Origin of the sequence: Achromobacter mucicolens (assembly GCF_902859725.1) — a bacterium.
Classification (GTDB): domain Bacteria; phylum Pseudomonadota; class Gammaproteobacteria; order Burkholderiales; family Burkholderiaceae_B; genus Achromobacter; species Achromobacter mucicolens.
The window spans coordinates 168184-191951 of sequence record NZ_CADIJP010000007.1 but is presented as its reverse complement, the minus strand read 5'-3'; the positions used below and the strand labels follow the sequence as shown (position 1 = coordinate 191951).

The 23768-nt window shown below is 66.7% G+C and carries 23 protein-coding genes; 7 read left to right on the top strand and 16 right to left on the bottom strand.

What is annotated here, in order from left to right:
• The first annotated feature begins 17 nt into the window (after positions 1-17).
• Positions 18-335, top strand: a complete 318-nt coding sequence (locus HV786_RS11035) for an NIPSNAP family protein (protein ID WP_105238410.1) — start codon at positions 18-20, stop codon at positions 333-335.
• Between the two features lie 21 nt (positions 336-356).
• Here HV786_RS11035 and speG read toward each other — a convergent pair whose 3' ends face one another.
• Positions 357-941 (bottom strand): spermidine N1-acetyltransferase, encoded by a 585-nt coding sequence (gene speG / locus HV786_RS11030; RefSeq protein WP_128828100.1) that lies wholly within the window; start codon positions 939-941, stop codon positions 357-359.
• Positions 942-1124: 183 nt separating this feature from the next.
• On the opposite strand from speG, the gene HV786_RS11025 reads away from it, so the two are divergent.
• Positions 1125-1916 (top strand): IclR family transcriptional regulator, encoded by a 792-nt coding sequence (locus HV786_RS11025; RefSeq protein WP_062840848.1) that lies wholly within the window; start codon positions 1125-1127, stop codon positions 1914-1916.
• A gap of 10 nt (positions 1917-1926) precedes the next feature.
• Here HV786_RS11025 and HV786_RS11020 read toward each other — a convergent pair whose 3' ends face one another.
• The 11 genes from HV786_RS11020 to HV786_RS10970 form a co-directional block, all read right to left on the bottom strand.
• The gene (locus tag HV786_RS11020; RefSeq protein WP_128828099.1) at positions 1927-3501 is read right to left on the bottom strand and encodes an ABC transporter substrate-binding protein; all 1575 of its coding nucleotides are present in this window, start codon (positions 3499-3501) and stop codon (positions 1927-1929) included.
• Between the two features lie 63 nt (positions 3502-3564).
• Positions 3565-4560, bottom strand: a complete 996-nt coding sequence (locus HV786_RS11015) for a pyridoxal-phosphate-dependent aminotransferase family protein (RefSeq protein ID WP_175210832.1) — start codon at positions 4558-4560, stop codon at positions 3565-3567.
• A gap of 210 nt (positions 4561-4770) precedes the next feature.
• Complete coding sequence (locus tag HV786_RS11010; protein ID WP_128827143.1) at positions 4771-5514, bottom strand: class II aldolase/adducin family protein; 744 nt, start codon at positions 5512-5514, stop codon at positions 4771-4773.
• A 17-nt stretch (positions 5515-5531) separates the two neighbouring features.
• A complete protein-coding gene (locus HV786_RS11005) occupies positions 5532-6170 on the bottom strand; it encodes an FMN-binding negative transcriptional regulator (protein WP_128827144.1) in 639 nt (212 codons plus the stop codon).
• 8 nt (positions 6171-6178) lie between these two features.
• A complete protein-coding gene (locus tag HV786_RS11000) occupies positions 6179-7159 on the bottom strand; it encodes an alpha/beta hydrolase fold domain-containing protein (protein WP_128827145.1) in 981 nt (326 codons plus the stop codon).
• Positions 7160-7204: 45 nt separating this feature from the next.
• Positions 7205-8131, bottom strand: coding sequence for a 2-hydroxyacid dehydrogenase (locus HV786_RS10995; protein WP_175210830.1), 927 nt, complete (start codon positions 8129-8131; stop codon positions 7205-7207).
• Positions 8132-8143: 12 nt separating this feature from the next.
• On the bottom strand, positions 8144-9796 hold the full coding sequence (locus HV786_RS10990) for an ABC transporter ATP-binding protein (protein WP_128827146.1): 1653 nt from the start codon (positions 9794-9796) through the stop codon (positions 8144-8146).
• 6 nt (positions 9797-9802) lie between these two features.
• Positions 9803-10666 carry an ABC transporter permease gene (locus tag HV786_RS10985; RefSeq protein WP_175210828.1) on the bottom strand — a complete coding sequence of 288 codons (864 nt, stop codon included), beginning with the start codon at positions 10664-10666 and terminating at the stop codon, positions 9803-9805.
• An 8-nt stretch (positions 10667-10674) separates the two neighbouring features.
• A complete protein-coding gene (locus HV786_RS10980; protein ID WP_062840841.1) occupies positions 10675-11616 on the bottom strand; it encodes an ABC transporter permease in 942 nt (313 codons plus the stop codon).
• 18 nt (positions 11617-11634) lie between these two features.
• Entirely contained in the window at positions 11635-13218 is a 1584-nt protein-coding gene (locus HV786_RS10975) for an ABC transporter substrate-binding protein (RefSeq protein WP_128827147.1), read from the bottom strand.
• Positions 13219-13277: 59 nt separating this feature from the next.
• Positions 13278-14711 (bottom strand): amidase, encoded by a 1434-nt coding sequence (locus HV786_RS10970; RefSeq protein ID WP_175210826.1) that lies wholly within the window; start codon positions 14709-14711, stop codon positions 13278-13280.
• 306 nt (positions 14712-15017) lie between these two features.
• Here HV786_RS10970 and HV786_RS10965 point away from each other — a divergent pair, with 306 nt between their 5' ends.
• A complete protein-coding gene (locus HV786_RS10965; protein WP_175210824.1) occupies positions 15018-16514 on the top strand; it encodes a M81 family metallopeptidase in 1497 nt (498 codons plus the stop codon).
• A 63-nt stretch (positions 16515-16577) separates the two neighbouring features.
• Here the strand turns inward: HV786_RS10965 and HV786_RS10960 are convergent, their stop codons facing one another.
• Together HV786_RS10960 and HV786_RS10955 are read right to left on the bottom strand one after the other, a co-directional pair.
• Complete coding sequence (locus HV786_RS10960) at positions 16578-17282, bottom strand: riboflavin synthase subunit alpha (protein ID WP_128828098.1); 705 nt, start codon at positions 17280-17282, stop codon at positions 16578-16580.
• Positions 17283-17383: 101 nt separating this feature from the next.
• Positions 17384-18820 carry an aldehyde dehydrogenase family protein gene (locus tag HV786_RS10955; protein WP_175210918.1) on the bottom strand — a complete coding sequence of 479 codons (1437 nt, stop codon included), beginning with the start codon at positions 18818-18820 and terminating at the stop codon, positions 17384-17386.
• A gap of 289 nt (positions 18821-19109) precedes the next feature.
• Between HV786_RS10955 and HV786_RS10950 the strand changes: the two genes are divergently transcribed.
• The 4 genes from HV786_RS10950 to HV786_RS10935 all read left to right on the top strand — a co-directional run bounded on the left by HV786_RS10950 (position 19110) and on the right by HV786_RS10935 (position 22731).
• Positions 19110-19913 (top strand): FadR/GntR family transcriptional regulator, encoded by an 804-nt coding sequence (locus HV786_RS10950; protein WP_062840836.1) that lies wholly within the window; start codon positions 19110-19112, stop codon positions 19911-19913.
• A 17-nt stretch (positions 19914-19930) separates the two neighbouring features.
• A complete protein-coding gene (locus HV786_RS10945) occupies positions 19931-20713 on the top strand; it encodes a 3-oxoacyl-ACP reductase (protein ID WP_175210822.1) in 783 nt (260 codons plus the stop codon).
• 86 nt (positions 20714-20799) lie between these two features.
• A complete protein-coding gene (locus tag HV786_RS10940) occupies positions 20800-21018 on the top strand; it encodes a hypothetical protein (RefSeq protein ID WP_128828096.1) in 219 nt (72 codons plus the stop codon).
• A gap of 456 nt (positions 21019-21474) precedes the next feature.
• Positions 21475-22731 carry a tyrosine-type recombinase/integrase gene (locus HV786_RS10935; RefSeq protein WP_128828095.1) on the top strand — a complete coding sequence of 419 codons (1257 nt, stop codon included), beginning with the start codon at positions 21475-21477 and terminating at the stop codon, positions 22729-22731.
• A gap of 9 nt (positions 22732-22740) precedes the next feature.
• On the opposite strand, the gene HV786_RS10930 is transcribed toward HV786_RS10935, so the two are convergent.
• The gene (locus tag HV786_RS10930) at positions 22741-23268 is read right to left on the bottom strand and encodes a hypothetical protein (protein ID WP_128828094.1); all 528 of its coding nucleotides are present in this window, start codon (positions 23266-23268) and stop codon (positions 22741-22743) included.
• The gene (locus tag HV786_RS10925; protein ID WP_128828093.1) at positions 23265-23759 is read right to left on the bottom strand and encodes a glycoside hydrolase family 108 protein; all 495 of its coding nucleotides are present in this window, start codon (positions 23757-23759) and stop codon (positions 23265-23267) included. The genes HV786_RS10930 and HV786_RS10925 overlap by 4 nt, the downstream gene beginning before the upstream one ends.
• Between the last annotated feature and the right edge of the window lie 9 nt (positions 23760-23768).

The following is a 23768-nucleotide window of genomic DNA, read 5'->3' as shown; positions in this document are numbered from 1 at the left end:
CCCTATCAAGGATCAACATGCTTTACGACGTCCGTACCTATACGTGCCGCGCCGGCACCATCAAGAAACACCTGGCGCTCTATGCCGAGCACGGCTACGAGGTGCAGAGCCGCCATCTGGGCAAGCCGCTCGCCTACATGCAGACTGAAACCGGCAACGTCAACTCCTACATGCACATCTGGGTGTACGACAGCGCCGCCGACCGCGAAGCCAAGCGCCAGGCGCTGCAGAAGGACCCGGCCTGGGCGACCTACCTGACCAAGAGCGCCGAAGCCGGTTACCTGATCAGCCAGGAAAACCGCCTGATGACGCCGACGGCGTTCTTCAAGCCCTGATGTAGCACGCAGCAGGCGGCGCTAGCCCGCCTGCTCTTCCTGCGGCCAGTCCCGCAGCACGGGCGCGTCCGGCGCGCCCGGTCCCACGTCGCGCAGATGGTCGTGCTGCAACAGCGCCATCCGATAGGCATCGCGGTACGCGCCGTTGGAAAAGAATTCCTCCTTGAGCAGGCCTTCGATCTGGAAACCGCACCGTTCGTAGATGTGCACGGCGGCGGTATTGTCCTTGTCCACCACCAGATACACCTTGTGCAGGTTCAGCACCCGAAACGCATAGCCCACCGCAATGCGCGTCGCGGCCTTGGCGTAGCCCCTGCCCTGGTAGCTGGGCGCGATGATGATCTGGAATTCTGCCCGGCGATGGATGTAGTCGATCTCCACAAGCTCGACCAGCCCGGCCGGCTGCCCCGTGTCGTGCTCGATGATGAAGCGCCGCTCGTTCTGGTCGTGAAGGTGGCGGTCGTACAGCGCGACGAGTTCGTCATAGGCTTCGTACGGCTCTTCGAACCAGTAGCGCATGATGACGTCGTTATTGTTGATCTTGTGCACGAAGTGCAGGTCGCCGCGTTCGAGCGGGCGTAGTTTGATATCGGATATGGCCGACATGGGTACCTCGAAATGACCGCTGATGTGCGGCCATTCTATGTCAAGCCCTCACGTCCCGCCTGGTGGAAACCGCAGCCGCTTGCGAGCACGCAAGTATCTCTAGGAAATACCTCGGAATCTTTATAAAATCCCTGCAGTTCCCAACCGGCGCGGACGCCCACCGCCACCCTACAAGCGATTCCCATGAGCCGTCCCGACCCTCTCTTCGTGCAATCCCTGGCCAAAGGCTTCGAACTGCTGGAAGCCTTTGCCCAGCGCCCGTCAACCATGAGCATGAACGAGCTCATGGAGATCACCGGCTTTGACCGCAGCACCACGCAGCGCATGACCCACACGCTGGTCACGCTGGGCTACCTGGAACGCGGCGCGGGCGGCAAGGGCTACACGCCCGGCAAGAAGATCCTGCAGCGCAGCTTCGATTACATGCGCAGCGTGCCGCTGCTTGAACGCGCCACCCCGCTGATCGCCGAAATGCAGCGCGAAACCAACGAACGCGTCGAACTGAGCCTGTTCGATGACCTGTACATCATTTTTGCGCTGCGACGCCAGACCAAGCGCCAGACCTTCAGCAGCACGCTGGCCGGCCGCGCCCTGCCGATGGTGCAGACGGCCGGCGGGCGGGCCATCATGTCCCACCTGCCCGAGGAGGAAGTCGAAGACATCCTTTCCCGGTCCAAGGACATGCCGCTCGACACCATCCCCAGTACGCCCAAGACCGACAACGACCCGGACCGCATCCGGGGGCTGGTCCAGCAGGCGCGCCAGGATGGGTATGCCACGGCCATCGAGGAAAGCATGCTGGGCGAGCTGAACCTGGCCGCCGCCATCCTGGATCATCGGCATCGGCCGGTAGCGGCCATCCAGATCGCCGGGCTGGTGTCCGAATGGGCTTCGCCGGCGGAGTTTGCGCGACGCTATTCGCCGCTCTTGCTGACCGCGGCGCGGGGGCTGAGCGGCAAGGTGGGGCTGTCCTGAACGGCCTTTCCTACTTGCCGCGCCAGAACAGCGGCAATGGGGCCGGCACCATGCCGTCGAACTTCTTGTCGTACGCCTTGAATTCCGAGTATCCCCCCAGCGGCACGAACATCACCTGCTCGTAGGCGCGCTGCTGGATTTCGGCGGCCACGCGCTTCTGCGCTTCCAGCCCGCTCACCGACTCGAACTCGGCGCGCAGGCGCTGGATGGTGTCGTCCTTGGTCCAGCCCGGATAGCCGCCCTCGCCCCGTCCGTCCAGATTGGCGTTCACGATGGGGTTCAGCAGGTCCATGCTGGTCAGACTGGAATGGAAGATGCTCCAGCCGCCTTCGGCCAGCGGCGCGTCCTTGCTGCGCCGCGAGAGCAGCGTGGCCCAGTCCATCGACTGCACTTCCACGTTCATACCGATGCTGCGCAGCGCCTGCGCGGTCACGGGCGCCAGGCTGGACAGGCTGCGCACGTCGGTCGGATGCAGCACCACGATCTTCTCGCCCGCGTAGCCGCTGTCCTTCAGCAACGCCCGCGCCTGCGCCAGATTGGCGGGCTTGGTCTGCGTCGCGCCGTCTTCGGTCTGGTATGCCGAGATGCAGCTCAACATGGCGCCACACAGCTTGTAGTAGGCCGGATCGCCCAGCGAGGCATCCAGGTAGTCGGCCTGGTACAGCGCGGCCAGCACCGCACGCCGCACCTTCACGTTGTCCAGGGGCGGCTGCTTCCAGTTCATGCGCAAGGTGTAGGTTTCGGACGCGTCGCCATAGCTCTGCACCGTCACGGTCTTCACGCCGTCCAGCTGTGGCAAGAGGTCGGGCGCCACGTTCTCGACGAAGTCGATTTCGCCCTGGCGCAGTGCGTTCACCGCGGTCTGCGCATCCGGCACGTTCACCACGTCGATGCGGTCGAACATGGCGACCTTGCCCCCGGCAAAGCGGCTGGCCGGCTCGTTGCGCGGCACGTAATCCGCATTCTTCACATACGCGGCCTTCACGCCGGCCTGGAACTCGGCTTGCAGGAATTTGTACGGACCCGAGCCGACGGTTTCCTTGATGGCCTCGGACGGCGGCGTCGCCGCGATGCGACGGGGCATGATGAACGGCACGGGCGAGCCCGGCTTGGCCAGCGCATCCAGCAGCAGCCCGTAGGGCTTGGTGAGCACGATGCGGAAGGTGTCGGCCGACGGGCTGTCCATGCTCTGCGTGGTGCCGGCCAGGCGCGAACCGACGGGATCGCGCTGCGACCAGCGCTTGAGGGACGCCACCACGTCCTCACCGGAGACGGGCGCACCGTCATGAAATTTCAAGCCCGGCCTAAGCGTGAACATATAGGTCAACTGGTCGGGCGACACCGTCCACGACGCCACCATCTGCGGCTGCGGACGCGAATTCGCGTCCAGCGAAAACAGCGTGTCGTACACCATGTACCCGTGATTGCGCGTGATGTACGCATTGGTCAGCACCGGGTCCAGCACGCGCAGCGGCGCATGCATGACCACCTTGGCGCTGACCGGCTCGGCCTGGGCCGGGCAAAGGGAAACCGCCACCGCGATGACGGCCAGGGCGGCCGCCGCAAAACCACGTTGTCTCATCATGTGTCCTTATCGTAGGTACGGCAGAAATGGCGGCCGGGTCAGGGCCGCGCCAGCAAAACCGATTCAGTCGTGCAGCGCCCTGACTGCCTCCAGCAGCGCGCCGTCGCCAATGGGTATGCCGCAGGCCCGCAATGCGGCGTCAACGCCGCCCAGCGCGCCCAGGATCATGGCGGGATGCACGTCGCCCAGGTGGCCAATGCGGAACATCCGTCCGGCGAGCGGCCCCAGCCCGCCCGCCACGGCAACGTGGAAGCGTTCGCGCGCCACGGTACGCATGGCCTCGACGTCCACGCCGTCGGCGACCGAAATCGTGGTGACCGACACCGCCCGCGCGGCGGGATCCTGCACGAACAGCCTGAGCGCGCCACCGCGCGACCACGCGTTCACCGCGGCATGCACCGCGTTCGCTACGCGCCGGTGGCGGGCGAACACCGCCTCCTCGCCTTCGGCGGCAATCAGCGCCAGCGCGGCGCGCATGCCGGCCAGGAGGCTCTGCGGCGGCGTGCCGCAGAACTTGCGGTAAAGCAGATCGCTCTTGCGCTTGTTCCAGTCCCAATAGGCACGCGGCGTGGGATTGGCTTGCGCCGCCTGCAGGGCGCGCGCGTCGACCGCGGTGAAGGACAGCCCCGGCGGTCCCATCAGCGCCTTCTGCGATGCGCCGATCGCCACGTTGACGCCCCACTCGTCCATGCGGAAGGGCGTGGCGCCCAGCGAGGCGATCACGTCGGCCACCAGCAGCGCCGGATGGCCGCTGGCGTCCATGGCCCGGCGCACGGCCGCAATGTCGCTGGTCACGCCGCTGGCCGTGTCGGTATGCACCGCGAACACGGCGGCGATGCGCCGCGCCGTGTCCGCCCGCAGCGCCGCTTCGATCGCGGCCGGATCCAGCGCCTGTCCGGGGCGGGTCGGCGTGCGCAAGGCCGTGGCGCCCATGGCCTCGGCATGCACGGCCCACGCTTCCGCGAAATGGCCGCTGCCGGCCACCAGCACCTGCGCGCCGGGCGCGACCAGATTGGCAATGGCGGCTTCCCACGCGCCGTGCCCGTTGGCCGCGTACATCAGCACGTCCGCGTGCCGCGTGCCGCGTGCCCAGCAGACGGGCCAGGCCCGCCTCGCAATCCGCGACCAATTCGGCCAGCCGCGGATCGGATAGATCCATGCACTGGCGGCCCATGGCCTCGCGCACCGCATCGGGCACGTGCGTCGGCCCGGGCGTATGCAGGAACTGCGGCCCGGCCAATTCGGCGCGTGCTGTCGTCAGGCTGTCTTTCATTCGATCGTCTCCAGGTCCGGCTCCAGCAGGCGCCGCGCGGCGGTCCAAACCCGCTGCGTGTAGATCGGGGCGGTGGGCCGTTCAAACTGGCTCGCGGTGCGCTCGCACACCGCCTCCGGCGGGAATACCAGTGGCGCGCCGGCCGATTGGGCCTTGACCTGCGCCTGGCAGGCGCGCTCCAGGTAATAGATATTGACGAAGGCCTCGGCCACCGACGATCCCGCCGCCAGCAGGCCGTGGTTGCGCAGGATCATGGCCTTGTGCGGGCCAAGGCTGGCGACGAGGCTTTCGCGCTCTTCGAGGTCCAGCGCGATGCCCTGGTAGTCGTGATAGCCGAGCCGGTTGTAGAAGCGCAGCGCATGCTGCGTGATCGGCAGAAGCCCATCGCGCTGGCACGCCACGGCAATGCCATCGGCGGTATGCGTATGCACCACGCACGCCAGATCGTGGCGCGCGGCATGCACCGCCGAATGAATGGTGAAGCCGGCCGCGTTGACGTGCTGACTGTCGGCGTCGCCCGGATCGACCGGATTGCCGTCCAGATCGATCTTCACCAGGTCCTGCGGGCGCATTTCGTGAAACAGCACGCCGTAGCGGTTGATGAGGAAATGATCTTTCGTGCCCGGCACCCGCGCGCTGATGTGGGTGTCGATCAGATCGGTCATGCGAAAGTGGGCGACGAGGCGGTACAGGGCGGCCAGTTCGTCGCGCACGCTCGCTTCGGTGAGTTCTTGCGTCATGAGGGCTCCGGTTGGAATCAGGCGTTGTCCGCCGCCAGGTCCGGCTGGGCGCGGATCAGCCGGGCGACCGCCAGGCTGCCCGCGTCCCCCAGCCGTTCCAGCTCGCGGATCACGTTCAGGCGGTCGGCCACCGATTTGTCCTGGTTCAGCTTCATCTTTCCCTCCAGCCCGGCAATCGGGATCTCCAGCGCCGCGATCGCCGTGAGGCGCGGTGCCGTCAGGCTCTCGGGCATCTCGGGAAAGCGCCATTCGCCCCCCAGCGGCGTGTCGTAGCGAGCCACCGTTTCCGCCAGGACCGCGCGGATGGCCTCGGGCGCATCGATCAAGCGTGGCGTGCCTCGCGCATGGACCGCGGTGTAGTTCCACGTCGGGAACGTCTGCCTGTTGACGTACCAGCTGGGCGAAATGAACGCATGCGGTCCCTGGAACAGCACCAGCGCCTGCGCGCCGTCCTGCAGGTCCCGCCACTGCGGATTGGCGCGCGCCAGATGCGTGACCAAGGTCCCGCACGCGCCGTCCTCGCGCAGCAGGAACGGCAGGTGCGTGGCGTTCGCGCCCGCCGCGCCCACGGTCACCAGCGTGGCGAAACTGTGGGTGCGCATGAACGCGTGCAACGCACCGATATCGGATTCGGCATAGGCCGGCGGGGTGTACATGGCGTCCCCTAGGCCTTCGCGTGCAGCCAGCGCGCGGTGTCGTCGAAGGCTTCGCCCGCGACGGCGGCAATCGAAACGGCCTCCAGAAAGCTGTGCGCGGTGCCCGGGTAGACCTTGGACGCGACGTCCACCCCGGCCTCGCGCAGCTTGCGCTCCAGCTCGATGCTGTCGTCATGCAGCGGATCGCATTCGGTCACCACCAGCCAGGCCGGCGGCAGGCCTTGCAGGTCGGCGCGCAGGATGTCCACGCGCGGATCGAAGAAATCCTTGCCGTGGCGGATGTGCATGCCGCGGAACCAGATCATCATGTGCAGCGACAGGCCGTACTCTCCCGCGCCATACCGCACGACCGAATTGCGGAACAGATTGCTGCCGAAGCCCCCGTAGTTCAGCACCAGCCCCTTGATGAGCGGCACGCCTTCGTCGCGCAGCGTCAGGGCCGTGCCCATGGACAGGTTGGCGCCGGCGGAATCGCCGCCCACAAAGATCTGCCCGGCATCGATATCCAGTTCGCCCGCCGACGCGGCGACCCAGCGCAGCACGTCCACGCATTCCTCCAGCGGCTGCGGGAACTTGGCCTCGGGCGCGCGGGTGTAGTCCACCCCAACCACCACGACCCCGGCGCGCTCGGCGTATTCGCGCATCACGCGGTCATGCGTGTCGATGCTGAACAGCACGAAGCCGCCGCCATGGATGTACATGAAGGCGCCCGGCAGCCGGCGCTCTGCCGGGTAGTAGACACGCACGCGCACCGGTCCATGGCGCGTCGCAACCTGATGTTCCGCCGTGCGCGCCATCTCCGGGCCGCCCTGGGCCCACGGCAGGCGTACCTTTTCGGCATTGGCGCGGCCCTGTTCGATGGACAGGGTGTCGCGGCGGGGATACTGCGACGCATCGGCCGCCATGCGCCGCAGGAACTCGGCTATCTGCGGGTCCAGGGGCGCGGGCGTGCCGGTCGGGATGGTGAACGCGGGATCTTCGAAATACATGGAATGTCTCGTCTTGGGTTGGCAATCGGAAAACGGGTGGCGGCGTCAGTAGCCGCGCGTCAGGTCCACGGTGTGGGCCAGGGCCTCGCCCTGGCCCAGCCGGCGGATGTTGGCCACGACCTGCTCGGCCACGGTGACGGGCGCCGGCATGGTCGCCATGTGCGGGGTGACGATCACCCCCGGCGTCGACCACAACGGATCGGCCGGATCCAGCGGCTCCTGCGCGAACACGTCCAGCACGGCGCCGCGCAGTTGCCCGCGCGCCAGCGCGTCGATCAGGTCCGCCGCGACCAGGTGCTCTCCCCGGCCGCAATTGACCACCGCCGCGCCTTGCGGCAGCGCGTCGAAGGTGCGCCGGTTAAGGATGCCGCGGGTCGCGTCGGTCAGCGGGACCAGGCACACCAGCACATCGGTGTTGGCCAGAAATTCGTCAAAGGCAGCCTCCCCGGCATAGACGCGCACGCCGTCAAGATCGCGCGGCGTGCGCGACCAGCCGTTGACCGCATAGCCCAGCCCCGGCAGCACGGCGGCGATGGCGCCGCCCAGCTCGCCCAGGCCCATCAGCCCGATCCGGCATTGCGACGCCGGCGTCTGCGGCGGCCGGTTCCAGCGCGCGGCGCGCTGGTTGGAGAGCGCCAGATCCAGCTTGCGATGAAAGGTCAGCACGCACCACAGCACGTACTGCAGCATCCCCTGCGCCAGCTCCGGGTCCACCACGCGGCAGACCGGCAGCCCGCGCGTGCGCTGGCCGTCCAGCAGGTTGTCCACGCCGGCGGCGATGCTGTGGATCAGCTTCAGATTCGGCATGTCGTCGTAAACGCCCAGGGGCGGATTCCAGCAGACCGCCACCTCGGCGTGCAGACTGCGCGGATCGGGCCAGACGGCAACGTCCAGGTCGGGCGCCAGCCCCTGCAAGAGCGGCTGAAAGTAGGAAAGATTGGCGGATCGGCTCAACAAGGCAACGCGTGTCATCGGGGGTTTCCTTCAAGCGCCGGCCAACGCCAGACCGGCCGCATCGCGGCTGCCCAGTCCGTCCTTGCCGGGAATGGCGGCCAGCAGTTCCTGGGTGTAGCGGCTGGCGGGCCGCGTGAATATCTGCTCGGCGGGGCCGATCTCCATGACGCGGCCGCGCTGCATCACGGCGATGCGGTGACATAGCCGGGCGGCCACGCGCAGGTCGTGGGTGATGAAGATCATGCTCAGGTTCAGTTGTGCGCGGATACGCTCCAGCAGATCCAGGATCTGCGCCTGCACGGACACGTCCAGCGCCGACACCGCCTCGTCCGCGATCAGGATTTCCGGCTCCATCATCAGCGCCCGCGCAATCGAAATCCGCTGACGCTGCCCGCCGGAAAACTCGTGCGGATAGCGCTTGAGCGCGCTGGCATCGATGCTGACCAGCGCCAGCATGTCGCGCATCCGCGCCTGCACGCGGGCCGGGTCTTCGCCGTAGTTCAGCGGCCCCTCGGACAGCGTGGCTTCGATGGTCAGGCGCGGGTTGAAGGACCGGTAAGGATCCTGGAACACCATCTGGATGCGCTTGCACCACTGGCGCCAGGCCGCGCGCGACAGGTTCGAGACGTCCTCGCCGTTCATGACGATGCGGCCGGAGGTGGGCCGTGCGAAGTGCGCCAGGCACCGGCCCAGCGTCGTCTTGCCCGAGCCGGACTCGCCGACGATGCCCAGCGTTTCGCCGCGCGCCAGCGACAGCGACACGCCGTCCAGCGCATTGACCTCGCGCCGCTTGGAGCGAAACAGGCTGGACGTCACGAAACGCATGCCCAGGTTTTCGACGGAGATGACGGGATCGGCTGCGGCCAAGGGCGCGCCGGCGCCGAACCTGCCTTTGGGCACCGCGTCGATCAGCTTGCGGGTATAGGGATGCTGGGGATTGGCCAGCACCTCGGCAGCCGTGCCGGCCTCGACGATGCGGCCGTGCTGCATCACGATCACGCGATCGGCAATCTCGGCCACCACGTCGAAGTCGTGCGTGATGAACAGGATGCCGGTGTCGTGACGCTCGCGCAGGCCGTGCAAGAGGCGCAGCACCTGGGCCTGCGACGTCACATCCAGCGCCGTGGTCGGCTCGTCCGCGATGATCAGCGCCGGCTCCATCGCCAGCGCCATCGCGATCATCACGCGCTGGCGCTGCCCGCCCGACAGTTGGTGGGGAAAGGCGTGACGCAGCGTCTCGGGCGACGGCAGCCGCATATCGGTCAGCAACGCCAGCACGCGCTGGTCGACTTCCCGGCGCGACAGCGACGGGCCATGGAACTGGAAGATCTCGGCGATCTGGTCGCCCACCTGCATCAGCGGATTCAGGGCCGTCATGGGCTCCTGGAAGATCATGGCCATGCGGTCGCCGCGCAGCGCACGCAGCTCGGCCAGGGAGGCGTGCGTGATGTCGCGGCCCGACAAGAGGATCTGTCCGCTTTCGAGCTTGAGCACATTCTTGGGCAGCAGGCCCATGACGGCGCTGGCCGTGACGGACTTGCCCGAGCCCGATTCGCCGACGATGCACACGATTTCGCGCGGGCGGACGGTCAGCGCGATGCCTTCGGCGGCGTAACGCCGGTCGCCGGCGCCGGGCAGGCTGACCTTCAAATCGCGGATTTCCAGAATGGGATGAGAGGACATTGGCTTTCAGCCCTTGCGTTGACGCGCCATGCGCGGGTCCAGGCGATCGCGCAGCGCGTCGCCGAACAGGTTCACTGACAGGATCAGCAGCGCCAGGAAGACGCCCGGGAACAGGACGATCCACGGCGCGCGCTGGAAGAACGGACGGCCCTCGGAAATGATGCTGCCCAGGCTGGGGATCTCGGGCGGAAAGCCCAGGCCCAAAAAGCCCAGCACGGCTTCGATCAGGATTGCCGAGGCGCAGATGAACGTGGCCTGCACCACCAGCGGATTTATCGTGCTGGGCAACACGTGGCGCCACAGCACGCGCCAGGTCGCCGTACCCATGCCGAGGGACGCTTCGACGTAAGGCTCCTCGCGCACCGACAGCACCACGCTGCGCACCAGCCGCGCCACCCGCGGAATCTCCGGGATGGCGATGGCCGTCACCATGGTGGGAATGGTCGCGCCGCCCAGCGCCACCATGGCGATCGCCAGCAGCAGGCCGGGAATGGCCATGATGCCGTCGATGATGCGCATCACCACCGCGTCAAGCTGGCGGAAATAGCCCGCCAGGAGGCCCAGCAGCAGGCCGGCGCACACCGAGATCAGGCTGACCAGCGCCGCCAGCGTGATCGACAGCCGGCCGCCGTAAAGCACGCGCGAAAACAGGTCGCGGCCCAGCGAATCGGTGCCCAGCCAATATTCGGCGCTGACCGGTTTGAGCCGCATCCGGGGCGCCAGCGCGGCGGGGTCATGCCAGGTGATCAGGGGCGCCAGCATGGCCAGCCCCACCAGCGCGGCCAGCAGCGCCAGCCCGGTGAACATGAGCGGATCGCGCGTGAGCGCGGGCCAGAAGGAACGGGGACGGTCCAGAGCAGTTGTGGTCATGTCCGGCCTCAGTAGCGGATGCGCGGATCGAGCACGACATACAGCAGGTCGATCGCCAGGTTGATGAAGACATACACGAACGAGAAGAACAAGATCGTGCCCTGCACCACCGGATAGTCGCGCGCCAGCACGGCGTCGACGATCAGGCGGCCCACGCCGGGGATGTTGAAGATGGTCTCGGTGACGACCACTCCGCTGATCAGCGTGGTGAGCGCCAGCCCGATGACGGTGACGATGGGCACCGCGGCGTTGCGCAAGGCGTGGCGGTACAGCACGTAGCGTTCGGGCACGCCTTTGGCGCGCGCCGTGCGCACGAAGTCCTCGCCCAGCACTTCCAGCATGCTGCCGCGCGTAATGCGCGTGATCAGCGCCACGAACACGGTCGCCAACGTGATGGTGGGCAGCGCCATGTGATACAGAAACGTCCCGAACCCCGACGCCAGCCCCGCGTAGCCCTGCACGGGAAACCAGTTCAGCTTCACCGAGAACGCCAGGATCAGCAGATAGCCCACCACGAACGCCGGCACGGAAAACGCCAGCACCGTGACCGCCAGCGTCACGCGGTCGAACAGGCCCTTGTGCCACCAGGCGGAGAAGACGCCCAGCGGAATCGCGGCAAAGATGGTGAGCAGGATCGCGCAGATCGCCAGCGCCATCGTCGGCCCCAGCCGCTGGCCAATCAGCGTGGTGACCGGGTCCTTCGAAATGATCGAGGAGCCCAGGTCGCCCTTGAGCAGTGCGCCCATCGCCAGGGCGTATTGCGTGGCCAGCGGACGGTCCAGGCCCATTTCGGCCCGAACCTCGGCCACCGCCTGCTCGCTGGCCATGTCGCCGGCGATGACGCGGGCGGGATCGCCCGGCGCCAGCCGTAGCAGCAGGAATACCACGGTGGCCACCACCAGCATCACGGGGATGGCGGCCAGCACGCGCTTGAAGATCAGGTTGAGCATGATGGAGATCCCCTTGCGCTACTTGGGCGAGGTCCAGAACAGCGGAATCGGCGCATCGACCAGATCAGCGAACTTGGCGTTGTAGCCCTTGAATTTGGAGTACCCGCCCAGCGGCACGTACATCACCTGTTCATAGTTGCGGCGCTGGATGGCCTGGGCCAGTTCGCGGCGCTCGTCCTCGATGCGGGCGGCGGCGAAGCGGCTGCGCAGTTCGTCCATGACGGCGTCGTGCGTCCAGCCGGGATAAGTCGAGTCGGCGCGCCCGTCCAGATTGGGATTGCCCACCGCCGAGATCAGGTCCAGGCTGGACATATTCGATTGGAAGATGCTCCAGCCCCCCTGGTCCACGCCCTCCTTCTTGCTGCGGCGGCTGAGCAGCGTCGCCCAATCCATGGACTGGATCTCGACGTTCATGCCGATGCTGCGCAGCGCCTGCGCGGTGACCGGCGCAATGTTGGCGAAGATGGGCAAGTCGGCCGGATGCAGCACCACCACTTTCTCGCCGGCATAGCCGCTTTCCTTCAACAGCTTGCGGGCGTGCGCCAGGTCCGGCGCCTTGATCTGCGTGGCGCCTTCCTCGGACGCATAGGGCGACACGCAGGTCAGGACCGCGCCGCAGACCTGATAGACGTCCGGATCGCCGATCTGCGCATCCAGGTAGTCCGCCTGGTACAAGGCGGCCAGCGCCGCACGGCGCACCTTAACGTTGTTGAACGGCGCCTGCAGCCAGTTCATCCGCAAGGTGAACATGTTGGAGTTCTTGCCATAAGACTTGAGCGAGATGCCCTTGGCGTCCTTCAACTGCGGCATCAGGTCGGGCGGCACATCTTCCAGAAAGTCGATTTCGCCATTGCGCAGCGCGTTCACCGCCGTCTGGCTATCAGGGATGTTCAGCAGTTCCAGCCGGTCCACGGTCACGACCTTGCCGCCCGCGAACGCGCTGGCCGGTTCCTTGCGCGGCACATAGCCGTCGAACTTCAAGTAGGTGGCTTTCACGCCGGCCTGGAAATCGGCCTGCACGAACTTGTAGGGACCGGAGCCGATCGTCTCGCTGATCGCCTGCGAAGCCGGCACGGACGCGATGCGCTTGGGCATGATGAACGGCACCGGCGAGCTCTCCTTGGCCAGCGATTCCAGCACCAGCCCGTAGGGCGACTTGAGCTTGAGCGTGAAGGTGTCGGGGCCGGACGCAGTCAGTTCGGCGGTGGCGTTTTTCAGCCGATTGCCGATCGTGGCGTCGCCGGCCTGCCACCGCTGCAGGGACGCAACGACGTCGTCGGCTGTGACAGGCGCCCCGTCATGAAACAGCAGCCCGGCGCGCAACTTGAAAACATAGGTCATGCCGTCATCCGACACGGTCCACGAGTCCACCATCTGCGGCTGGGGCCGACCCGAGGCGTTCATCGAAAACAACGTGTCGTACACGAGATAGCCGTGGTTGCGCGTGACATAGGCCGACGTCAGGATCGGATCCAGCACGCGCAACGGTGCATGCATCACGAACTTTGCCGTGGTCTCGGCGTGGCTGGCGGCCGGCGCGGCGGCCAGCGGCGCGGCTGCGGCCAGGAACATTGCTGCGGAAAACAGAAAGGATCGCTTCATTTCTTCCCCTTTTATGGTTTGGTCCGGCGCCGGCAGCGTGCCGCGGGCCCGGGTGCGGATCAGGGCAGCAGTATCTGCCGTCCCGTCCAAGGAGCCGCGCGCTCCAGCTCGGCGGCCAAGCGCAGGATCTGGTCTTCGCGCCCAAAATGCCCGATGAGCTGACTGGCCACCGGCACACCCGATTCCGTCCAGTCCAGCGGCAGGCTGGCCGCCGGCTGGCCCGAGGCATTGATCACCGCCAGGAATGTCGCGTAGCGAGACACTTTTTCGCGGAACGCCCAGAACTCGCCTTCCAGCGCCAGATCCCCCAGCTTGGCCGGCAGTTGCGCCAACGTGGGCGTCAACACCAGGTCAAAATCCGTCATGGCCGCCTCGATGGCGCGTCCGATGGCGTGGAAACGGTTGATCGAATCCACGTATTGCGTGGCCGTCAGTTCGCGTCCGACCGACAGGCCGTCGCGGATGACCGGTTCCAGGTCGTCGTCACGCAGATCGCGGCCGCGGATCGCCAGCCGCGTCTGCACAGCCAGCACGATGTTGGTGGCCAGCACCGTGCCGTGCGCGCGGACGAATCCCGAATAGTCCAGATCCGGCAAAGGCGCTTCCACCACTTCGTGCCCCAGTTCCCGGCACAGGCGGGCGGTGCGCTCCACCGCTGCCAGGCATTCCGGCGCGATGGCGATCCCGTTCCATGCCTGGCGCCACAGGGCAATGCGCAGCGGCTCGCGGCGCTGCTCGCGCACGGAATCCAGATACGACCCGGGCGCGGGCGGCGCGGCATAGGGCGCGCCCGCGGCATAACCGCTGATGCCGTCCATCGCCGCCGCGGTATCGCGCACGCTGCGCGTCAGCACGCCTTCGCACGCCATGCCGCCCCAACCCTCGCCGCGCGCAGGTCCCATCGGTACACGTCCCCGGCTGGGCTTGAGCCCGAACACCCCGCAGCAGGCCGCCGGGATGCGGATCGATCCGCCGCCGTCGCTACCGTGGGCCACCGGCACGATGCCCGCCGCCACCGCCGCCGCCGCACCGCCGCTGGAACCGCCGACGGACCGGTCCAGCGCACGCGGGTTCAGCGTGGCGCCGCCATTGCGCCGCGCCTCCGTAGACGGCCCCATGCACAGCTCGGATACCGTGGTCCGCGCGAATGGAATCAGTCCCGACGCTTCGAAGCGTTGGGCCAGCGTCGCATCGAACGCATATTCCGTGTCGTCGAACAGCGCCGAACCCAGGCTGGACGGAAAGCGCTTGCTCGGCAGGCCCGAATCCTTGAGCAGGAAAGGAATGCCGCGGAACAGGCCGCGCTCGGTCCAGTTGCCCGCCAGCTTGCGCCCCGTTTCACGCTGCACATAGGTCAGCGCGTTCAATGGCGCACCGCGTTCCTCGGCCAACTGCAACGCGCATTCCATCAGCTCGGCCGGCGTGACTTGGCCGCGTGCAACCAGCGCCGCCAACGCCAAACCGTCCTGCTCTTCGTACTCGTCTGTCCGCATGACTTCCCTGCAACCTTGATGCGCCTGGGTGGCCGGCGCGATAGCCCGCATCCGATTCGATGCCCTGCTTTATTGCCTACGTTTCAAGTATTGTTTAGCAATACTGATGTAGTACATAAAAATATTCTAAGCGAGCAACTTCGGGGCACGCAACGCGCGATTCATCAGGGATTTCCCGCGCTGGCGGGCTTGCCGATGCGTCGTCGCGTTCAGGCGTGGACGGCGGTATTGCTGATCGCGTCGCCGCCCCCAATAATTTGTGGACGCTCGCATTCCCCCTCTCTCACACGGCAAGGAAAAACGCTCATGCACATCCTGGTTGCTGGCTTCCAGCACGAGACCAACACCTTTGCGCCCTCCAAGGCGGGTTACGACAATTTCGTGCGCGGCGAAGGCTTTCCCGCGATGGTGCGCGGCGCTGACATGCTGGCGCTGCGCGAGGTCAACATCCCGGCCGGCGGATTCATCAATGCCGTGGCGGCTGAAGGCCACACCGTGCAGACGGTGATCTGGGCGGGCGCCAGCCCGTCGGCCCACGTGACGCGCGATGCCTATGAGCGCATTGCCGGCGAGATCCTGGACGCGGTGCGGGCTGGCGGCTTTGACGCCATCTACCTGGACCTGCACGGCGCCATGGTCACCGAGCACCTGGACGACGGCGAAGGTGAACTCCTGGCCCGCGTGCGCGAGATCGCGGGGCCCGGCGTGCCCGTGGTCGCCAGCCTGGACCTGCACGCCAACGTCACCGCGCGGATGCTGCACAGCGCTGACGGCCTGGTGGCCTTTCGCACCTATCCGCACGTGGACATGGCCGACACCGGCGTGCTGGCCGCGCGGCTGCTGATTGCGCGCATTCAGGCCGGAGAACAATGGACCCGCAGCGAGCGCCGCCTGCCCTTCCTGATTCCCATCAACGGCATGTGCACGATGCTGCAACCCTCGCAGGGCGTGTATGCGCTGCTGAGCGAACTGGAACAGACGCCGGAGGTCGCCTCCGTCTCTTTCGCGCCGGGCTTTCCGGCGGCGGATTTCCCTGAGTGCGGACCCGTGGTGTGGGCCTACGGCACGGACGCCGCCGCGGTCGAAGCGGTCACCGAATCGCTGTGTGCACGCGTGCTGGAACTGGAACCCGAGTGGTCGCCCGATTTCCTGGAACCGGCCGAAGCCGTGCGCCGCGCGCAGGCCCTCGCCGCCGGCGCCACGCGGCCCGTCGTGATCGCCGACACGCAGGACAACCCCGGCGCTGGCGGCGACGCCAACACCACCGGCATGTTGCGCGCGCTGGTGCAAGCCAACGCGCAGAACGCGGCGCTGGGCTTGCTGTACGACCCCGAGGCGGTGCGTCGGGCCACGCAGGCTGGCGTCGGCGCCACGGTTGCGCTCAGCCTGGGCGGGCAGTCCGGCGTCGCGGGCGACGCCGCGTTCGAGGGCGAATTCGTGGTCGAGGCGTTATCGGACGGCAAGCTGCGCTTTGACGGACCGATGATGAACGGCATGGACGTGGACCTGGGCGCGACGGCCACGCTGCGGATCGGCGGCGTGCGGGTCGTGGCCAGCGCCGGCAAGGCGCAGATGCTGGACCGCAACCTCTTCCGCGTCGGCGGCGTGCAGCCCGAGCAGATGGCGATCCTGGTGGTGAAAAGCTCGGTGCATTTCCGGGCCGACTTCCAGCCAATTGCGCACGAGGTGCTGGTGGCCAAGGCGCCCGGCCCGATGCAGGCGGATCCCGCGGATCTGCCGTGGACGCGGCTTGAGCCCGGGATGCGGGTGCGGCCGCAGGGGCAGCCGTTCAGGACGGCGTGAAAACGACATGGCCGGCGCGAAGGCGCCGGCCATTGCAGTCAGGGCGGCCACGCTTGGGCGGAATTACTTCAGCTTGCCCTGCGGGTTGACGAAGTCTTCAAGCGTCAGCCCCTTTTCCTTCAGGATCGCTTCCAGCAGCGGTTGCAGCTTGCCCAGGCTTTCCTGCACGGTTTCGCGCACGGTGTCGACGATGACCTGCGTGCTGCGTTCGATCTCGATGTTGACCGCATCGCCCACCTGCTTGTCCTCGAAGACCGTCATGCGGCGCGTCTCGGGAATCAGCCAGACCTCGAACCAGCCCTCGGCGCGGTTCACTTCCGACACGGTGAGGCTGGCGCCGTTGATGGCGATGTAGCCCTTGGCGAACACGTATTTGCGAAAGGCCTCGGGGATGCTGAAGCGCATCAGGCGATTGGTGTCCGACGATTTCACCATCAGCACCTGCGAGGTGAAGTCCACGTGACCGGACAGCGGATGGCCGCCGATCTCGGCGCCGTCCTTGGCCGCGCGCTCCACGTTCGCGCTATCGCCCTCGGCGTAGCTGCCCAGCGTGGTGATCGCCAGGCTTTGCAGCATGACGTCGAACGTGGCCTGGTTCTCGGACAGGATTTCCGTGACGGTCAGGCAGACGCCGTCCGTCGAGACGCTGGCGCCAATGGCCAGGTCAGTGCAGAAACCAGGGGGAAAATCCAGCGTGAAGGTGCGCAGGCCTTCGCGATCCGCGATCTTTGCGATCTTCGCGGTGCCTTGAACAATACCGGTGAACATACGGATCCTGAATGCGGGGCGGCAGGCCCCGGAAGCAAAACATCAACGTTAACCGATATTTTGCCCGGGTCCTTGGTCAGGGCCGCCGCCCCGCCCCGCGATCAGTGGCGGATCGCGATGGTCTTCAGGGACGTGAAGCCGTACAGCGCCTCAAAGCCCTTTTCGCGGCCGTAGCCAGACTGGCGCGAACCGCCGAATGGCAGTTCCACGCCGCCGCCAGCGCCGTAGTTGTTGACGAACACCTGGCCCGCGCGCAGCTTGCGCGCCAGGCGCATCTGGCGACCGCCATCGCGCGTCCACACGCCCGCCACCAGGCCGTACAGGGTGCCGTTGGCGATTTCCAGCGCTTCTTCCTCGGTGTCGAAGACCATGGCGGCCAGCACCGGGCCGAAGACTTCTTCCTGCGCCAGGCGGCTGTCCGGCGGCACGTCGCGGAACAGGACGGGCGGCTGGTAGAAGCCGGCCTCGGGCGTGCCGTCCTTCAGCTTGCCGCGCGCGGCGACCTTCATGCCTTGCGCTTCGGCTTCGGCCAGGAAGCCGCGCACGCGGTCCTGCTGGCGCGCGTTGATCAGCGGACCCACATCCAGGTCGGCCGCCGCCGGGCCGGTCACCGTGGCCGAGAACGCGTCGGACAGGCGCTTGAGCACGGTTTCGTACACGCCGCGCTGGATCAGCACGCGGCTGCCCGCCGAGCACGTCTGGCCGGCGTTCTGGATGATGGCGCCCAGCAGCACCGGCATCGCGGCGTCCAGGTCGGCGTCGTCAAACACGATCTGCGGCGACTTGCCGCCCAGCTCCAGCGTGACGGGCACGTGGTTTTCGGCGGCGGCATGCGCCACCATCTTGCCCGTCTGCGGCGAGCCCGTGAACGAAATGTGGTCGATGCCGGGATGCGCGGACAGCGCGGCGCCCGCCTCATGGCCGTAGCCGGTGACGATGTTCAGCGCGCCGGCGGGCAGGCCCACTTCAGCGGCGATTTCGGCCAGCTTCAGGAGCGACAGGCAGGCGTCCTCGGCGGGCTTGACCACGCAGGCATTGCTCGCGGCCAGCGCCGCGCCGACGCTGCGGCCGAAGATCTGCAGGGGGTAGTTCCAAGGCACGATGTGGCCGGTCACGCCGTGGGGCTCGCGCACGGTCAGCACCGTGAAGCCGGGCGTGTAGGGAATGGTCTCGCCGTGCAGCTTGTCGACCGCGCCGGCATAGAACTCGAAGTAGCGCGCCACCGCGGCGGCGTCGGCGCGCGCCTGCTTGATGGGCTTGCCCGTGTCGGCCGACTCCAGCTGCGCCAGTTCCTCCTGGCGGTCCAGCAGCGCGAAGGCGATCTTCATCAACAGGCGGCTGCGCACGGCGGGCGCCATCTGGCCCCACTCGCCCTCGAAGGCCTGGCGGGCGGCCTTGACGGCACGGTCCACGTCCGCCTCGTTCGAGCGGGCCAATTCCTCGAAAGGCTTGCCATCGGACGGGTTCAGGACGGGAATGGTTTCACCGGTGGCCGCGGCCACCCATTGGTTGGCGATAAAGTTCTTCTGAGTCACGATGTGCGGAGTAAAGTAGCGGCCGAACGGCCGGTTGGGGGAATCTGCGTGTCTCCAGGCGCTTGCCGGCAGAGGGCCAGCCGCGCCGCCAGCGCGTCATGCGCGCGGGCGTTGTGGTGTGATGGCAAGGTACGGGAGCCCTCCGTAACTTGTCAATTGGAATGACAGCTTTTATCCCAAGGTTCAGGATATTTTTCTGGATGATCGGGTTATCCCTAATATTTCAGGGGCTTAGCGCCCGGCGGGGAAGTCATGCCGCATGACAACCCGTCCCCACTTCAAGGAGCGTCCGATGAGCAACGTGCGTGACCCGCAGCTGGAATCGCTGCTGGCCGCGGCCACCCGCCCCCGTCCCGAACTGGACGTTCTGGCCGAGGTGGCGTCCGGCCTGGGCTACGTGCGCGCCGAGCGTTTTGCCGAGCGCGTCTACGAAAGCCTGTTCTACGCGATCGCCACCGGCAAGATCGCGCCCGGCAACAAGCTGCCGACAGAACTGGAACTGGCCGCCCTCTTCGAGGTGTCGCGGCCGGTCGTGCGCCAGGCGCTGGACCGCCTGCGCGAAGATCAGCTCGTGGACTCGATCCGCGGGTCCGGCACCTACGTCAAGTCCAAACCGGACCTGATGGGCGGCATGCCCGCCGTGGACCCCGCGCGCCGCGTGGGCCATATCCTGGAAGGCCTGGAACTGCGCATGGTGATCGAGCCCGAATGCGCCCACCTTGCCGCGCTGCGCCGCACGCCCGAAGACCTGCAGGAAATGGACCGCATGCTGACCGGCTACGAAGAGGCCGACGCGTCCGGTGCCATCGCCCACCATCACGACTACGGATTTCACCGCGCCATTGCGTCCGCCACCGGCAACCAGCGCTTCGTGCAGGTGCTCAAGTCGCTGGAGTACGACGTCAGCCACGCCGTGAACGTCATGCGCCATCTGGTGCACAGCGAACCCTGGAAGCGCACGCGCGCCGCCATCGACGAACATCGCCACATCTATAAACTGATCCGCGATCAGGATGCCGAGGGCGCCCGCAACGTCATGCGCGCCCATATCGAAAAAGCCCGCAGCCGCATGCTCAACAGCGGCTCGGAACACTGAGCAGGAAGCTTCAATTCATGTCATCGCAACGCCCGCAACCAACCCTGGACCAGCAACTCGTCATCGTCACCGGCGCCAGCCGCGGCCTGGGCGCCGCCATCGCGCAGGCCTTTCTGCGTGAAGGCGCCAAGGTCGTCATCAACTACCTGAACAGCGCCGACCGCGCGCAGGCCCTTGCAGCCATCGCCCCGGACCGCGCCCTGGCCGTGCAGGCCGACGTGCGCGACCCCGCGGCCGTCGCCGCCATGGTCGCCCGCGCCAGCCAGCATTTCGGCCAGCCGGTCCACACCATCGTCAACAACGCGCTGCCCGCCTTCCAGTTCAACGGCGATGCCCGCCCCCACGCCGACACGCTGGACTGGGCGCAGATGAACGCCCAGCTCGAAGGCAGCGTGCGCGCCGCCCTGAACACCACGCAGGCCGCCCTGCCCGGCATGCGCGCCGCCGGCGGCGGACGCATCATCAACGTCGGCACCAACCTCGTCCAGAACCCGGTCGTGCCTTACCACGACTACACCGCCGCCAAGGCCGCGCTGCTGGCCTTCACCCGCACGCTGTCGCACGAGCTGGGCGCTGACGGCATCACCGTCAACATGGTGTCCGGCGGCCTGCTGCGCACCACCGACGCCTCCGCCGCCACCCCCGACGCCGTCTTCGACATGATCGCCGCCGGCACCCCGCTGCGCGAGGTCACCACGCCGGAACAATTCGCCGACGCGGTCCTGTTCTTCGCCAGCCCGTGGTCGCGCGCGGTGACCGGGCAGAACCTGATTGTGGATGGCGGATTGGTCAAGGGATAAGGAAGCGGATCGGGCTGCTGCCCGGACAACGCCGTTGTCTCGTGTGTTACGGTGGAACGGCAATCCACCGCAACCCAGGAGGCAAGATGAAGACACAGATCAGTTATCGAAAGCTCGACGGCAGCGAAGGCGTGGCTTTGGTCAACGGCGGCATTTCCGAGGCCCAGCAGGCCAGGCAGGAATTGGCAAACTGGCTGGACCTGCCCGAGGCAAAGACGGCCGGCAACCCCGACGATGTCGACGCCAGACTGCGGGGCGGCGGCATCGACCCGGGCTCGGTCGAGTTCAATCACATCAGTGAGTAGCAAAAGAAAAACCCCGATTCGAAGGAATCGGGGTTTTTGCTTGAAGGGGTCAGACACCTTGCGGCAATGGCGGAGCTACGGTGGGTGAGAATCCGATGATCGAGTTCAGCAAGCAGAAGAAGACAGCATGAGCGGGTATCATCTGGCCTTATCCCCGGCGAATGCCAACCACGCCCCGGATGCGTAGCCAGATGAGTAGCTAGACCGGGGTTTGGAAGGCGCCACCGCCAAGAACCGCCTGAATAAACGGTCTGAAGAAAACATGAAACTCGCCACCTGCAAGCCCGATGCAGGTGGCCCGCTGTTTCCCACCATGCACACGATGCCCCGCCAGCCCGCATAACCGCGGGCTGTTTTGTTTCCCATGGCGTCATGTAGTACTTTCCTGGCGACAACTCAATTTGTAGCTAGGTTTGTAGCTAGGCGGCTAGCTACAAAGTTTGGAGGCAGAAACGCATGGCCAAGCGCGGCAAGAATTTGCTGGAAGACATACAGATCCGCCGGTGGGTTTCGGCTGGTCAGCCGATTTCGAGGACGGACGGGGACGGGTTGACGTTCACCCTTTCCCGGGCTGGAACCGCCACCTGGGTGCTGCGATACCAGCACTTGAAGCGCGCCCGGGAACTCACCATCGGGAACTACCCCGACCTGACCTTAGCGGCAGCACGCGCCCCTGCTCGCGGGCATCGTGCGTCCATCGACCAGGGGATCGATCCAGCCCTGGAGAAGCAGCGGGACAAGGCCCGGTCCGAGAAGATCTCAAATGTCCGCGCACTGGTCGCCGACTTCCGCGCCAAAAAGCTGGAAGGGCTGGCCGCCGACACCATCACCTACCGGAACTGGGATCTGGACAAGGCGATCCTTCCCAAGCTGGGCGCCATACCGGTAGACCAGGTGCAACCGTCTGACGTCGTGCACATGCTCACATCCACCAAGCGGACGTGGACCATCAACAAGCGCGTGCTGACGACCGCCAAACAGCTATTCGCCCACGCCTGCGGCCTGCGCCTGATCGACACCAACCCGGCCGCCGGCGTCGATCTCGTATCCCTCTTGGGGCCGCGCCCACCGATCAAGCGACGAGTCATGCTGACCGAGGCCGAGCTGCGCGGGCTGCTGGCCAAGATCGAGGACATTGGGACGGAGAACGCCCTGGCGCTGCGCATCCTGCTGGCCACCTGTGTCCGATCGGTGGAGCTGGCCAAGGCCCGATGGGAGTACGTCGACCTGGAGCGCGGCACCTGGTGGGTGCCAGAAGAACACGTCAAGGTCCGGCGCGGCTTCACTGTGCCGCTCACGCCGACCGTAGCCGGCTGGTTCCGGCAATTGCAGGCCCTGGCCGGCACGTCGGAATGGGTGCTGCCGGCCAGGCACGAGCGCCGCCGGCGCAACCAGGGCGGCGATACACATGTAGGCGAAACCACCCTGTGGGCTGCCATCCGGCGCGCCTTCGACCGCGGCGACCTGGACATCCGCCGGTTCACCCCGCACGACACGCGCAGCACCGCCAAGGGCCACATGCGAAACCTGGGCGTCAGCAACGAGATTTCAGAGCTGGCCCTGAATCACAAGCTCAAGGGGATGGAGGCGATCTACGACGTGCGGGACGACATCCCCGAGCGGCGGGCCGCGCTCGAACTGTGGGCGGCCTACCTGGAGAGCTGCGCCAGCGGCAAGGACTGGAATGTGACGCCCCTGCGCGCGGCGTCTTGAGGGGCAACCCTAGGGCTTGGTCTTGGCCAGCAGCTCGGACTTCTTCTGGCCGCCGGCGGTGCTGCCGAAGTAGTAGGAAATGATGCTGGTCCAGGCGGTGCCGAGCGAGCCGAGCAGGATATACAGCGGTTCCTTGCTGGCGGCGGGGATGGCCGCAAAGACCATCACGGAAAGCATGCCGAAGAAACCGGCGGTCACCAGGTAGGCGAGGATTCGCGGCGTCCAGTCCTGGCGCTCAATCTCGCGGTGCCGCGCGTCGGCCCGGTCGTCGGCCGCGATCTTTTCGAGATCCGTCTCGCTCTTGAATCCCATCTCGGCCATACGCGCCGCGAATTCCTGCTCGGCTTTCTTGAGTTGCAGCAGAGTGCTGGGGTCGGCTTCGGCCAGCTTCTTGGCTATTTCGGCGTCCGTCGCGTCATCCCCCAGGCCCAGCGCTCTGGTGATGGCTGCCACCGCGCCGCCAGCGAGCGGTCCGCCCAGGGCAGTCGCCAGCATGGGCGCCACGTTGCCCAACACGCTCTTCCAGTCGAAGTTCATTGCAGATCCCCCGCGGCGTACCGCAGATTGGCAACCACGCGCCGCGACCAGCCTTTGCCAAAGCTGGGCCAGGTCTTCAGATCGGTGTAGAACTGCTCGCGCTCGGCGTTGAAGAGAAGCAGGATGGCCGCCGCGCCGCGCGCAGCTACCGCCGCCAGTGTCTTCGGCCCGATGATGCCGTCATCCGTCACGCCCGCGGCGCGCTGAAGAAGCTTTGCGGCCTGGCCGTTGCCGTGGTTCACCGCAGCATCGAATAACTGAAAAGCGACCGGGAACTGCATGCGGTCCGCCTGCACCTTGTCCCAGTATTGCGACCGGTAGATAGCCTTGGCTGTATCGCGCGGCATGTCGCGCATGGCGCCCGAATACCCGTTGGCCCGCGCCACGGCTATAGTCACGCCCCACATAGTTTCGCCGCCAGGGTCGTCCGGATGGTTGCTGTAGCCGCCCTCATGCCCGATGAGGCGGTCGAATGCTGTATCGAAATTCATCTGTCGCAC